Origin of the sequence: Hyphomonas sediminis (assembly GCF_019679475.1) — a bacterium.
Lineage (GTDB): Bacteria > Pseudomonadota > Alphaproteobacteria > Caulobacterales > Hyphomonadaceae > Hyphomonas > Hyphomonas sediminis.
The window spans coordinates 2,349,170-2,362,071 of sequence record NZ_JAIEZP010000001.1 but is presented as its reverse complement, the minus strand read 5'-3'; the positions used below and the strand labels follow the sequence as shown (position 1 = coordinate 2,362,071).

Genomic DNA, 12,902 nt, shown 5'->3' with positions numbered 1-12,902 from the left:
CGCTCATCAGGAAGCCTTCAGCTGCGCCAGCATGTGTGCGATGCTGACCTCTTGTTTGTCGCCTGTCTTGCGATCCTTAACTTCCACCTTGCCATCAGCAAGTCCGCGGGGGCCAACTGTTATCTGACGAGGCAGGCCTATCAGATCCATCCGCGCAAACTTTGCGCCGGCGCGGTCATCGGTGTCATCGTAGAGGACTTCCTGCCCGGCGGCCGACATCGCCGCATAAAGTTCCTTGCAAGCCGCATCGCACGCCTCATCGCCAACACGCATGTTAATCAGGCCAACATCGAACGGAGCGACAGCCTCCGGCCATACAATGCCGCTCTCGTCATGGCATGCCTCGATAAGCGCGCCCACCAGACGCGACACGCCAATGCCGTAGCTGCCCATCTGCACGGGCACCATCTGACCATCGGGCCCCTGCACGACAGCGTTCATCGGCTTGGAGTATTTGGTACCAAAATAGAAGATGTGGCCAACCTCGATGCCACGTGCGGAAACTTTGCGGTCATCCGGCAGGGCATCAAACACGGCCTCGTCGTGCATTTCTTCCGTGGCCGCGTAGAACTGCGTGCGCTTTTCAACTTCGCTCGTCAGATCCGCGTCGAAGTCGAGATCCAGGCCCGGAGGCGGCAGGTCAAGCAGCGCTTTGTCACAGAAAACGGCACTTTCGCCTGTTTCCGCGAGAATGATGAACTCGTGGCTGAGGTCGCCACCAATCGGACCGGTATCGGCACGCATCGGCACTGCCGTCAGGCCCATGCGATTGAAAGCGTTCAGGTACGCACAGAACATCTTTCGATAGGCTGCACGGGCACCATCCTCGGTCAGATCGAACGAGTAGGCATCCTTCATCAGGAATTCCCGGCCGCGCATAACGCCAAAGCGCGGGCGCACCTCGTCACGGAACTTCCATTGCTGATGATAGAGGTTCAGCGGCAGCTGTTTGTAGCTCTTCACATAAGTCCGGAAGACATCGGTGATCAGCTCTTCATTGGTCGGCCCGTACAGCATGTCACGGTCATGCCGGTCTTTGATCCGGAGCATTTCCTTGCCGTAGTCGTCGTACCGGCCGGATTCACGCCACAGATCGGCCTGTTGCAGCGTCGGCATAAGCAGTTCGACAGCGCCAGCGCGGTTCATTTCTTCGCGCACGATCTGCTCGATGCGTTTCAGAACACGGTAGCCCAGAGGCAGCCAGGTGTAGATCCCGGCGCCATTCTGCCGGACCATACCGGTGCGCAGCATCAGCTGGTGTGAGACGATCGCCGCATCAGACGGCGCCTCTTTGGAAACGGGCAGGAAAAACTTCGACAGGCGCATGAATCATCCAGATTTTTCAGAATTTATTTGCGCCCACTAGCCGCAGCTAAGCCTGCTGCGCAAGCACGAGCGGTATAATCAAGGCAGCAATGCCGGTAATCACTGCCGCGCCAATGGACGCCCAAATGGCCTTTTTCAGAACCATTGGCGTCTTCGGGGCGCCTTCTTCTGTCCCAGGAACGGTTGAACCGTCCTCCCATTGGCCACGAACGCCGATAGGAAGGACCGCAAAGAAAGTGATCCACCAGCTTAGCACAAAGACAATGATCGCCCCGGAAAGCTCCATCAGTGGTGACCTTTCGGCGTTTCCATCAGCTCAACCAGCACACCATTGGAATTCTTGGGGTGTACGAAGATGATCATCGTGCCGTGCGCGCCGATACGGGGTTTGCCGAGCACAGTGGCGCCGCGCTTTTCCATCTCAATCACGGCCTGATTGATGTCCTCAACCTCGAAACAGACATGGTGTTGTCCGCCTGCTGGGTTCTTCTTCAGGAAGTTCGCAATAGGCGACGCTTCATTCAGGGGTTCGATCAGTTCAATCTGACTGTTGGGAAGGTTGACGAAGCAAACCTTTACACCCTGCTCGGGCATATCAAACGGGGTTGTGATATCGGTTGCGCCATAAAGCGACCTATAAGTCTCGCAAGCCTGCTCGATATCCGGAACGGCAACACCGACATGGTTCAGCGGCCCGATCTTGAATTCGCTCATGTAAATCTCAGCTCCTCAACACAACTACTTCTATCATCGGCTTAAGCCCGAAATTTATATCGCAGGCTTTACGCAATGCACGCCCCATAACGCGCTCTATCGCCTCATCGTCAGAGCGATCCTTGCGCGACAAACCTTCAAGTGCGGTCTCGGCCGCATCTTCCAGTGCTTCCAGGCTCTCTTCAGCGACGCGCCCGTCCGTTTCGGAAAAGCCCTTGACCACAATTACTGGGCCATCGATCACGCGCCCGACATCATCGAGACTGACTGTCGCGAAGATCACGCCGCTATTGTGTAACCGTCGCCGCTCGATTAGGCCTTGAGCTCCTTCTGGAACGAGGCGGCTTCCATCGAGGAACAGTCTTGCTGCAGGAACTTCGTCGATGATTTCCGCTTCGCCTGGAGCCAGTCGGACAAGGCTGCCATTGCGAGGCGCGACTGTTTCAGAGATTTGCAGAGACTCAGCATAGCTAGCATGTTCCAGGATATGCCTCCGCTCCCCATGCACGGGAACAGCGACCCTTGGCCGAACCCATTGATACATACGGCGCAACTCATCCCGACACGGATGACCAGACACATGTATCGTCTGCGGAACCATGCGGGGCGTAATCACACGAATACCCTGCTCCGCCAATGTATTCTGCAGGGAGTAGACTGACGTTTCATTCCCGGGAATGAGGCGCGAGGAAAATATGACGCTATCGCCCTCACGCAACACAACATGCCGATGATTACCGCGCGCGATTCTTGATAGCGCCGCGTTAGGTTCTCCCTGACTGCCCGTACACAGATAAAGTACGTTTTCAGGAGGCAAGTATCCTGCTTCTGCTTCGTCCACGAACTCCAGGCGCGATGGCAGAATACCCACCGCCTTCGCGGCGGCTGTAACCCTGTGCATGCTGCGCCCGACAAGGCAAACACTTCGCCCAGCCAACCCCGCCGCCTCAACGATGGACTTAACCCGCGCTACATTTGAAGCAAACGTCGTGACGGCCACAGCTTGCTTTTGCTCGGCGATCAACTCAATCAGGCCTTGGCGGACTGTATCTTCTGAGCCGGACTCGCCATTTTCAAAGACATTGGTCGAATCGCAAACCATGGCGAGCACGCCTTCATCACCAAGCGCTGTCAGCCCTTCGATGTCGGTTGCTGAACCGATTTGAGGCAATGGGTCGATCTTCCAGTCACCCGTGTGCAGGATCGTCCCTGCAGGGGTTCGAATTGCGAGGGCATTGGGCTCTGGAATAGAATGCGTAAGCGTCACATAAGTAACTTCAAACGGGCCGGCCTTGACCGTACCGCCCATTGAAACGGTCTTGAGCCATTTGTGATCAACGCCGCGTTCATCCATCTTGGAGCGGACTAGCTCGCAAGTGAACGGCGTTGCATAGATCGGCGCGCGTGTGCGCAGCAGTGGATAAATCAGCCCTACAGCACCAATATGATCTTCATGGGCGTGCGTAAGGAACACAGCGTCAATTTGCTCGCCGATAAGAAAAGCAGGGTCAGCGCAGATAAGATCAATGCCGGGCGTCTCAGGCGTGCCAAAAGTAACGCCAAGGTCCACAATTATCCAACGGCGCGCCTCGGGCGGGCCATAGCCATAGGCATTCAAATTCATCCCGATCTCGCCGCAACCGCCGAGGGGAAGGAAGACTAGTTCGTCTCTAGGCTGAGTTTCAAAATCTGCCATCAGGCTCAACGGTTCCGTATCCAAATTTCAAGCAGGCCGCGGATCAGGATATCCTGATCGTAGTGGTCAATCGTATCGCTGGCGCCCTCGAAGAGCGACGCGACACCGCCGGTCGCAACAACAGTCATCGGACTACCCCACTCCGCTTTGATCCGACGAACCAGCCCATCAATCAGTTCGACATAGCCCAGAAACACACCAGATTGCATTGCAGACACTGTATCCTTGCCTATCACCTGCGGCGGCTTTTGAATTGCAATACGCGGCAGCTGAGCCGCCGCTTCATGCAACGCCTTCATGGATAGGTAGATGCCAGGGCAAATGATCCCACCGTCAAAAGCACCATCGGCAGCAACAATATCGAATGTCGTCGCAGTGCCACTGTCTATAACGATGAGGTCACCTGGGTAGGCGACATGCGCGCCCAATGCGCTGACGATCCTGTCTGCCCCAACCTGCTCGGGGTGACGAACGCGAACGTTCATCCCAGTCTTTAATCCCGGTTCTCCGATAAACATCGGCTCAACGTTCAGGTAACGGCGTGCAAGGTTCCGGAAGTTAAACTGTGCATGTGGAACCACGGAAGAAACGACGCATCCCTCAACCCGGCTAAGGTCCACGCCATACATATCTGCCAGGCGCCAGAGCCAGGAGGCGTGATCATCTGCAGTCTTGGTTGAATCCGTAGCGCTCCGCCACTGATTGACCCAGCTTTCTCCATCATGAAGGGCGAAAACCGTATTGGTGTTGCCGACGTCGATGGCCAAAAGCATGATTAGGACTGCCCGATCAGATTTACTTCGCCCGCTCTTATGATGCGCGCGCTGCCATCGGGCAACCGCAGTCGAAGGGCCCCATCCGCCTCAAGGTCTTCGAATTGGCCCTGAACATACTGCTCACCAACTCGAACAGAGACCTCTTGGCCCCTGCCTTCTGCGACGCTTAGCCAATCCTGCCGCAGGCTATCAAAACCCAAGCGAGCCTGCGCCAACCGCTGTTCGAATGCCATATGAAAGGTGCTGAGTACGGCGCCGAAATCCAAAGCGCGCCCACTGAGCTGATTGAGGCAGGTGGCGCCTTGTCCAACATTCTCTGGCGCATAAGCGACATTTATTCCGATACCAGCCGCGACCCAAAAATCGCGTCCTGATCCACCGGTCTCGACCAGGATGCCTGAAATCTTCTGTTGGTGAATGCGCACATCATTTGGCCACTTCACCCGCGCAGCCGCATCCGGCGCATAGGTGCGGACAGTATCGACTACTGCAAGCGCTGCAGAGAACGGAACACGAAGCGCGACATTGATGCCGCCGGCTTCAGAAAACAGCGCCGTGGTGAATATATTGCCGACAGGCGACGACCAGACACGATCCTGCCTGCCTCGGCCGGCAGTCTGCGTATCCGCGACGATCCAATGATCCTGAAACCCGCCGGCAGCCGCCCGACGCTTGGCTTCCGAATTCGTGCTGTCAATCTCGCTGAACCGGACTACGGGCCAGTTGGCGCTCAAGGGTTGAGACCTGCTGCCGCATAGCTCGCCCAGCCACCTGCGCCCAACTCGCCAATGAAGACCATGAACACGATACCCGCGATAACCGCACAGGCGATGACCGTGCCAAGCACTGTCACATCGACGCGTTCAAACGCTTCCTTAGGCTCGTCGAACCACATCACCTTGATAAGACGCAGATAATATCCCAGCGACACGACAGATGCGAGCACCAACACGATCGTCAACGGGATCAAACCTGCGTCGACGCCCGCACGCAGAATTTCGTACTTTCCGAAAAACCCACCAAAGGGCGGCAAGCCCGCAACAGAAAGCACCAACATCGTCATCGCGATCGCGAAGATTGGCTGACGGCGGGCGAGACCGCCGAGCTCCTGAATGCTCTCAACCATGCCGCCACGGCGGCGCATCGCCAGCACTCCGGCGAACAGCCCCAAAGATGACACCACATAAATTGTCGAGAATGTCAGCAAAGCCGGTGCACCAAGAGCCTGCCCCGCAGCGACAGCGACGAGGGCATAACCGACGTTGGCGATCGACGAATAGGCCAGCAGGCGCTTCAGGTTGTTCTGAGTAAGACCACCAAGCGAGCCGACGATCATGGAAAGGCCCGCGATGATCGCAATGATCAGTTGCCACTGGTCAATGACGCTACCGAAAAGTGTGAACATCACATTTGCGAAGACCACGAGCGAAGCGAACTTCGGCGCGGAAGAGAAGAACGCGACAACCGGTGTCGGTGCGCCTTCGTAAACGTCAGGCGTCCAGACGTGCATCGGCGCTGCGGAAACTTTGAATGCCAGGCCAACTATCATCAACACCATGCCGAACATAGCGCCTACAGACTCGCCTGCTTCTGTAAGACCATTGAACGAAGTCGTGCCCGTGAAGCCATAAACCAGCGATGCGCCGTAGAGCAGGATGCCGGAAGCCAGCGCGCCAAGAACGAAATACTTCAGGCCCGCTTCCGAAGACCGCGCGGAGTCGCGATGGAAGGCAGCCAGCACGTAGGACGACAGGCTGAGCGTTTCGATACCCATATAGAGCGTCATCAGGTCGTTGGCCGACAGGATGATCCCCATGCCTAGCGAAGCAAGGACCATCAAGAGCGGGTATTCATACCGGCTGATTTCGTGTCGCTTCAGGAACCCTTCCGAGAGGAAGACCGCGACTGCCGCCAATGTATAGCTGATCACCTTGGTGAAGTTCGTGAAGGTCGTCGTTTTAACCAGGCCGTTGAAGGCTTCCCCACCCTGCAGATGAAGCGCCGAGAGCGCGGCTGCTGCAAACAGAACTGCTGTACAGACTTTGTATGAGAGGCTGTTGAACCGCTCACCGATAATTGCGCCGGCGAGTACCAGCACAAGGGCCGCAGCCGCGAGCCACAGCTCCGGAGCAAGGGCCTGAACGACGGATTGAGTATCGAACATTCGCTTACTGGCCTCCCGCCATGAGCGCGATAATGCGCTCCGTGGCACCGCCGGTAACGGCGAAGATTAGGTTCGGGGCAACACCGAAGAGTATGGTCAGCGCGGCCAGAGGCGCGATGCAGATCCATTCAATCCGGTTCATATCTTTGATGTCGGCAAGTTTGGGGTTGGTGACTTCACCAAACACCGTCCGACGATAAAGCGTCAGCATGTAGACGGCCGAGAAGATCACGCCGAGCGCTGCGCCAACAGCGGCCCAAGTCGCAGCCTGGAAGCTGCCGACCATGGTGAGGATCTCACCGATAAACCCGCTGGTCCCGGGCAGGCCTACGTTTGCCATCGTAAACAGCATGAAGAAGCCGGCGTAGATCGGCATCTTGTTCACGAGGCCACCATACGCGGCGATATCGCGCGTGTGCATCCGGTCGTAAACGACGCCGACGATGAGGAAGAGCGCGCCAGAAATCAGGCCGTGGCTGAGCATCTGGAAGATGGCGCCCTGGATACCCGTTTCGTTGAACGCGAAGATACCCAGCGTGACGAAGCCCATGTGCGCGACGGAAGAATAGGCGATGAGCTTTTTCATGTCCGTTTGGCGCCATGCAACGAGCGACGTGTAGACGATTGCAATGATAGCCAGGGCAAACATCATTGGCTGGAAGAACGCGCTCGCATCAGGGAACATCGGCAGCGAGAAACGCAGCATGCCGTAGCCGCCCATCTTCAGCAGGACACCTGCCAGCACAACGGAACCTGCCGTTGGAGCCTGAACGTGCGCATCTGGAAGCCAGGTGTGAACCGGCCACATCGGCAGCTTCACAGCAAAAGACGCAAGAAACGCCAGCCATAGCCACGTCTGCACAGACGGATCGAACGCGTACTGCTCCAACACTTCGAAGTCTGCCGAGCCTGCCGATGAGATCATGTAGATCGCGGCAACGAGCAGCAGAAGAGAGCCGATCAGCGTGTACAGGAAGAACTTGTAAGACGCGTAAATCCGGTCCTTGCCGCCCCAGATACCGATGATGAGGAACATCGGGATAAGGCCAGCTTCAAAGAAGATGTAGAACAGCACCAGATCCAGCGCAGTGAAGACGCCGATCATGAAGGTTTCGAGGACCAGGAACGCGACGACATACTCCGTCACGCGCTTGTCGATCGAATTCCAGCTGGCCAGAAGACAGATCGGCGTCAGGAACGTCGTCAGCAGGATGAGCGTCATGGAGAGGCCATCGACGCCCAGCTTGTAGCTGATCGGGCCATACCAAGCGTAGTGCTCGACAAGCTGATAGCCTGCCTGCGCTTTGTCGAACGACAGGAACGCCGCCACCGACAGAACAAATGTCGCTGCGGAGATGATCAGCGATGCCAGAAGAATGGCGCGGTTTTGCCGGCCTTCATCCGCTGCGCCCCGGCTGCCTGCCGTTGCCGCCCGCACGAGAAGAATAAGCGCTGCCCCCACCAATGGCAGGAAAGTCATCGCAGTAAGAATGGGGAAACCGCCCATCAGTTGGCCCCTCCAGCCCGCAGCCACAGGATCGCGCCAAAGACGATGGCGGCCCCAATGATCACGAAGGCATAGTGATACAGATAACCCGTGTGGAGTTTCGCGAGACGGCGCGCGCTGAAGCCGGTCAGCCAGGCAACACCATCAGGCCCAACGCCATCGATGATCTTCTTGTCAGCCTTCCAGAAGATGTTTCCAAGGAAGGCGGACCCGCGGACCAGCGTGGCCTGATAGATCTCGTCGAAATACCATTTGTTTGAGAACAGGGCGTGCAGCGGTCCACCGCTGGCCGCGACGCGTGCGCCGACGCCCCGATTGAAGAAGTACGTCATCGTCGCCAGCAGGAAGCCAGCGATGGTGACAACCAGCGGCGCCCAGAGCACCCACTCTGGCACATTGTGGCGATCATGGAGAACATGGTTCTCAGCCGCGCGATAAATCGCCCCCGCCCAGAACGCTTCGTTGTTCGTCTCGACAAATGCGTCGTAGAAATAGAAGCCGGCAAACATTGCCCCAAGGCTGAGCAGCCCCAGCGGGATCAACATCACGACCGGGCTTTCATGGGGTGTATGATCATGGCCGTGGTGGTCGTCATGCGCATGATCGTCAGCGTGCGCATGGTCATGACCGTGTTCTGCGTGGTCATCATGCGACGCCATCGGGCCATGGAACGTCATGTAGATCAGACGCCAGGAGTAGAAGCTCGTCAGGAAGGCCGCGAGAAGGCCGAACCAGAATGCCATCTGGCCGAACATTACAGCCGACGCGCCACCCGCAAACGTGCTCTCCAGAATCGCATCTTTCGAGAAGAAGCCGGAGAAGCCGAGCTTGGTGTGCGGAATGCCGAGACCGATGATGGCAATCGTCCCGATCATCATCGCTGCGTAAGTCAGCGGCATGAACTTCGCGAGGCCGCCCATCCGGCGCATGTCCTGCTCATGGTGCATTCCGTGGATCACGGAGCCTGCGCCAAGGAACAGGAGCGCCTTGAAGAAGGCGTGTGTGAAGAGGTGGAACATTGCCGCTTCATAGGCGCCGACGCCCGCGGCGAAGAACATGTAGCCCAGCTGCGAACAGGTCGAATATGCGATGACCCGCTTGATGTCGTTCTGCGCCATTCCGACAGTCGCCGCATAGAGCGCCGTCACCGCGCCAACGATGGTGATCATACCTGCGGCGTAGAAGGTGTATTCGTAGATCGGCGACACGAGGCAGACGAGGTAAACACCCGCCGTGACCATCGTCGCCGCGTGGATAAGCGCCGAGACTGGTGTCGGGCCCTCCATCGCGTCTGGCAGCCAGACGTGCAGGAAGAACTGAGCCGATTTGCCCATTGCGCCGATGAACAGAAGAATGCCGATCAGCTCCAGCGCGTAAACACGGTGGCCGAGGAATTCGATGACAACCTCACGGGCTGGCGCTGCTTCTGCGAATGCAGCCGGCGTCACAACAGCATTGTTGCGGATCGCATCCAGGACAGGGCCAAACTCAACGCTGCCGAATACGAAGAAGACGGCCATGATGCCCAGCGCGAGACCGAAGTCGCCAACGCGGTTGGTCACGAAGGCTTTGATCGAGGCGTCGTTCGGCGCCTTCTTGGTGTACCAGAAGCCAATCAGAAGATACGAAGCGAGGCCTACGCCTTCCCAGCCGAAGAACAGCTGGATGAAGTTGTCAGCAACCACCAGCATGAGCATCATGAAGGTAAAGAGCGACAGATAGGCAAAGAAGCGCGACTTGTGCGGCTCTTCGCTCATATAGCCCCAGGAATAGAGGTGCACGAGGCCGGACACGCCAGTGATCACCGCCATCATAACGATGGAGAGCGCGTCGACGCGGATTGCCCAGTTTGCCTGGAAGTCACCCACTTGGATCCACGGCATCAGCGTAATGATGTGCTGCTTCAGTGGCTCTGTTCCGTGCACAGCGCCTGCAGTGAGATAAGCATCCAGCGCCGCATGTGCGTCGTGACCACCGGAATGACCAAGGCCCGCAACATAGGCGAAGAGCTGATAGAGCGACAAAGCGCCAGCAGTCAGCACCGTGCCCGTCGTCACATACATCACCGGCCTGTCGCCGATCACCTTGTGAAACAGGCCGAACAGAGCGGCCACGCCGGGTGCGAGTACGATAAAAAGGAGAAGGCTATCAGGAAGCATACCCTTATCAGCCCTTCATAAGGTCGACATTCTCAACCGAGATGTCGCGCCGGTTCCGGAAATAGACGACGAGAATGGCAAGGCCCACGGCCGCTTCGGCGGCGGCCACCGTGAGCACAAGCATTGCGAAGATCTGGCCCTGGATTGTTCCGCTGAACACAGAGAACGCGACCAGGTTGATGTTCACAGACAGCAGGATCAGCTCGACCGCCATAAGAATGACGATGATGTTCTTGCGGTTCACAAAGATGCCGACGACACCAATCGTGAAAAGCGCGGCCGAAACGATGAGATAGTGCGCGAGTCCGAGTTCCATCGGTCAGATCCCCTGCCCTGGTGTCGGGTCTTTAAGCTCAACAGCGTCACCGCGGCGGCGGCCGGTTTGCTTCGCAACATTTTGCCGCTTGATGTGCGGCTTGTGGCGCAAGGTCAGGACGATTGCGCCGACCATGGCGACCAGCAGGACTACGCCAGCAAGCTGGAACAGCAACAGATAGTCCGTATACATAACGAGGCCGATGGCTTCCGCGTTGGTCGCCGCATTTGGCGACGCATTCATCTCGCCTGTCGGCAAGGCCGCGCCAGAAACCGACACAAGCACCAGCTCCGCCAGCAAAATGACCCCCACAACCAATGCGATAGGCCAGTATTGAAGCGTGCCTTGCTTCAACTCGACGAAATCAACATCGAGCATCATCACGACGAAAAGGAAGAGCACCGCAACAGCGCCGACATAAACGACCACCAGCAGCATCGCCAGGAACTCCGCCCCAATCAGGACGAGTAGTCCTGCGGCAGAGAAGAAGGTCAAAATCAGCCAGAGAACCGAATGCACCGGGTTACGCGCCGCGATGACAAACATCGCCGACAGCACAACAACCGCTGCAATCAAAGAGAAAGCGATCAACGCCACGGCTTGTCCGCCCCTTCCTGATACTATGCCGGCTCAATCGACCGGCGCTGTTTCAACCCGACGCCAACCTCAGCGGTACGGCGCATCCAACTCAAGATTCTTGGCAATCAACCGTTCCCAGCGATCGCCATTCGAAAGCAGCCGTTCCTTGTCGTAGAACAGCTCCTCACGTGTTTCTGTTGCGAACTCGAAGTTCGGCCCTTCGACGATGGCATCCACCGGGCAGGCTTCCTGACAGAAGCCGCAATAGATGCACTTCACCATGTCGATGTCATAACGCGTCGTGCGGCGCGCTCCATCTTCGCGTGGCTCGGCCTCAATCGTGATTGCCTGAGCCGGGCAAATGGCTTCGCAAAGCTTACAGGCGATGCAGCGCTCTTCGCCGCTCGGATACCGGCGCAGCGCGTGTTCGCCGCGGAAGCGCGGTGACAGCGGGTTTTTCTCGAAAGGATAGTTCACAGTCGCCTTGCGCCGGAACATTTCCCGCGTGGCAATCCAGAAAGCGCCCATGAAGTCCGTGAGCAGAGCGCCCCGGAGAGTCTGTCCAAGGCTCATGAGAGACCTCCAACGAAAGTCACATAACCTGCAACAACAACAACCGCGACCAGCGAAGTCGGCAGGAAGATTTTCCAGCCCAGGCGCATCAGCTGGTCATACCGGTAACGCGGCACGATCGCCTTCACCATTGCGAACAGGATGAAGCAGAACAGTACCTTCGCCATGAACCAGAAGAGACCAGCAAGGCTGATGAGGAGCGGCGGCAGATTTGCCGTCAGCTCGGGGCCCAGAGCGATCGGGCCATGCCATCCGCCAAGGAACAGGATCGTCATCATCGCGCACATCAGCACAATGTTGAGGTACTCTCCGAGCATGAACAGCAGGTATGGCGTGGAGCCGTACTCCACCTGGTAACCGGCGACCAGTTCCGATTCCGCTTCCGGAAGGTCGAATGGCGGGCGGTTTGTTTCAGCCAAGGCCGAGACGAAGAACATCACGAACATCGGCACCATCACGAAGATCAGCGGGAAATACTGGAAGCTGAAAACGTGCCAGTTCTGGATACCGCCATCCTGGTTGTTCACGATGCTGGTGAGGTTCATGGAACCAACGAGCAAGATGACCGTGATGATGATCAGGCCGATGGACACCTCATAGGACACCATCTGCGCAGCGGAGCGAAGCGCGCCAAGGAACGGATACTTCGAGTTCGAAGCCCAACCACCCATGATGATACCGTAAACGCCAAGCGATGAGATGGCGAACAAGTAGAGGATGCCAACATTGAGGTTCGAAATGACCCAGCTGGTGCCAGTCTCGGTACCTGGCGCGACCGGAATTGCCGTCCAGGCAACAAAGGCCAGCGTACAGGTTAGGATCGGCGCCATCAGGAACACAACTTTGTTGGCGCCCGCCGGAATGACGATCTCCTTCAGGAGAAACTTCCCAAAGTCCGCAAAGGATTGAAGCAGACCAAAGGGCCCGACAACGTTTGGCCCTTTGCGCATCATCACGCCTGCCCAGACCTTCCGGTCGAGAAGCAGTAGGAAGGCAATCGACAGCAGCAGAACAAGAGTGAACAGGCCAATTTGGCCCAGCACCAGCAGCGGCCCCCAGAGGCTACCAAGAGACTCGATCGCATTGCTCATG

Annotated in this window: 13 protein-coding genes; all 13 read right to left on the bottom strand. The window is 57.4% G+C overall.

Features of this window, described 5'->3' with window-relative positions; translation table 11 throughout:
• Positions 1-6: 6 nt before the first annotated feature.
• Positions 7-1,326 (bottom strand): proline--tRNA ligase, encoded by a 1,320-nt coding sequence (gene proS / locus K1X12_RS11715; RefSeq protein ID WP_220987758.1) that lies wholly within the window; start codon positions 1,324-1,326, stop codon positions 7-9.
• Positions 1,327-1,372: 46 nt separating this feature from the next.
• Positions 1,373-1,612: a DUF1467 family protein gene (locus K1X12_RS11710; protein WP_220987757.1), complete on the bottom strand. Its 240-nt coding sequence runs from the start codon at positions 1,610-1,612 to the stop codon at positions 1,373-1,375.
• On the bottom strand, positions 1,612-2,040 hold the full coding sequence (mce, locus tag K1X12_RS11705) for a methylmalonyl-CoA epimerase (protein WP_220987756.1): 429 nt from the start codon (positions 2,038-2,040) through the stop codon (positions 1,612-1,614). Before mce ends, K1X12_RS11710 begins: the two co-directional genes overlap by 1 nt.
• A gap of 7 nt (positions 2,041-2,047) precedes the next feature.
• The gene (locus tag K1X12_RS11700; protein ID WP_220988880.1) at positions 2,048-3,736 is read right to left on the bottom strand and encodes a ribonuclease J; all 1,689 of its coding nucleotides are present in this window, start codon (positions 3,734-3,736) and stop codon (positions 2,048-2,050) included.
• 5 nt (positions 3,737-3,741) lie between these two features.
• The gene (locus K1X12_RS11695) at positions 3,742-4,512 is read right to left on the bottom strand and encodes a type III pantothenate kinase (RefSeq protein ID WP_369426166.1); all 771 of its coding nucleotides are present in this window, start codon (positions 4,510-4,512) and stop codon (positions 3,742-3,744) included.
• Positions 4,512-5,246, bottom strand: coding sequence for a biotin--[acetyl-CoA-carboxylase] ligase (locus K1X12_RS11690; protein ID WP_220987754.1), 735 nt, complete (start codon positions 5,244-5,246; stop codon positions 4,512-4,514). The genes K1X12_RS11695 and K1X12_RS11690 overlap by 1 nt, the downstream gene beginning before the upstream one ends.
• Positions 5,243-6,676, bottom strand: a complete 1,434-nt coding sequence (gene nuoN / locus K1X12_RS11685; RefSeq protein ID WP_220987753.1) for an NADH-quinone oxidoreductase subunit NuoN — start codon at positions 6,674-6,676, stop codon at positions 5,243-5,245. The genes K1X12_RS11690 and nuoN overlap by 4 nt, the downstream gene beginning before the upstream one ends.
• A 4-nt stretch (positions 6,677-6,680) precedes the next feature.
• Positions 6,681-8,183 carry an NADH-quinone oxidoreductase subunit M gene (locus K1X12_RS11680; protein ID WP_220987752.1) on the bottom strand — a complete coding sequence of 501 codons (1,503 nt, stop codon included), beginning with the start codon at positions 8,181-8,183 and terminating at the stop codon, positions 6,681-6,683.
• Positions 8,183-10,342, bottom strand: a complete 2,160-nt coding sequence (gene nuoL, locus K1X12_RS11675) for an NADH-quinone oxidoreductase subunit L (protein ID WP_220987751.1) — start codon at positions 10,340-10,342, stop codon at positions 8,183-8,185. Before nuoL ends, K1X12_RS11680 begins: the two co-directional genes overlap by 1 nt.
• A 7-nt stretch (positions 10,343-10,349) precedes the next feature.
• A complete protein-coding gene (nuoK, locus tag K1X12_RS11670) occupies positions 10,350-10,658 on the bottom strand; it encodes an NADH-quinone oxidoreductase subunit NuoK (protein ID WP_220987750.1) in 309 nt (102 codons plus the stop codon).
• Between the two features lie 3 nt (positions 10,659-10,661).
• Positions 10,662-11,255 (bottom strand): NADH-quinone oxidoreductase subunit J, encoded by a 594-nt coding sequence (locus K1X12_RS11665; protein ID WP_220987749.1) that lies wholly within the window; start codon positions 11,253-11,255, stop codon positions 10,662-10,664.
• A 69-nt stretch (positions 11,256-11,324) separates the two neighbouring features.
• Complete coding sequence (gene nuoI / locus K1X12_RS11660; RefSeq protein ID WP_220987748.1) at positions 11,325-11,810, bottom strand: NADH-quinone oxidoreductase subunit NuoI; 486 nt, start codon at positions 11,808-11,810, stop codon at positions 11,325-11,327.
• The gene (gene nuoH / locus K1X12_RS11655; protein WP_220987747.1) at positions 11,807-12,901 is read right to left on the bottom strand and encodes an NADH-quinone oxidoreductase subunit NuoH; all 1,095 of its coding nucleotides are present in this window, start codon (positions 12,899-12,901) and stop codon (positions 11,807-11,809) included. Before nuoH ends, nuoI begins: the two co-directional genes overlap by 4 nt.
• Between the last annotated feature and the right edge of the window lies 1 nt (position 12,902).

Excerpts from the sequence above, each read along its gene's own strand:
- proS (WP_220987758.1), bottom strand. The coding sequence starts at position 1,326 with ATGCGCCTGTCGAAGTTTTTCCTGCCCGTTTCCAAAGAGGCGCCGTCT.
- K1X12_RS11710 (WP_220987757.1), bottom strand. The coding sequence starts at position 1,612 with ATGGAGCTTTCCGGGGCGATCATTGTCTTTGTGCTAAGCTGGTGGATC.
- mce (WP_220987756.1), bottom strand. The coding sequence starts at position 2,040 with ATGAGCGAATTCAAGATCGGGCCGCTGAACCATGTCGGTGTTGCCGTT.
- K1X12_RS11700 (WP_220988880.1), bottom strand. The coding sequence starts at position 3,736 with ATGGCAGATTTTGAAACTCAGCCTAGAGACGAACTAGTCTTCCTTCCC.
- nuoN (WP_220987753.1), bottom strand. The coding sequence starts at position 6,676 with ATGTTCGATACTCAATCCGTCGTTCAGGCCCTTGCTCCGGAGCTGTGG.
- K1X12_RS11680 (WP_220987752.1), bottom strand. The coding sequence starts at position 8,183 with ATGGGCGGTTTCCCCATTCTTACTGCGATGACTTTCCTGCCATTGGTG.
- nuoL (WP_220987751.1), bottom strand. The coding sequence starts at position 10,342 with ATGCTTCCTGATAGCCTTCTCCTTTTTATCGTACTCGCACCCGGCGTG.
- nuoK (WP_220987750.1), bottom strand. The coding sequence starts at position 10,658 with ATGGAACTCGGACTCGCGCACTATCTCATCGTTTCGGCCGCGCTTTTC.
- nuoI (WP_220987748.1), bottom strand. The coding sequence starts at position 11,810 with ATGAGCCTTGGACAGACTCTCCGGGGCGCTCTGCTCACGGACTTCATG.
- nuoH (WP_220987747.1), bottom strand. The coding sequence starts at position 12,901 with ATGAGCAATGCGATCGAGTCTCTTGGTAGCCTCTGGGGGCCGCTGCTG.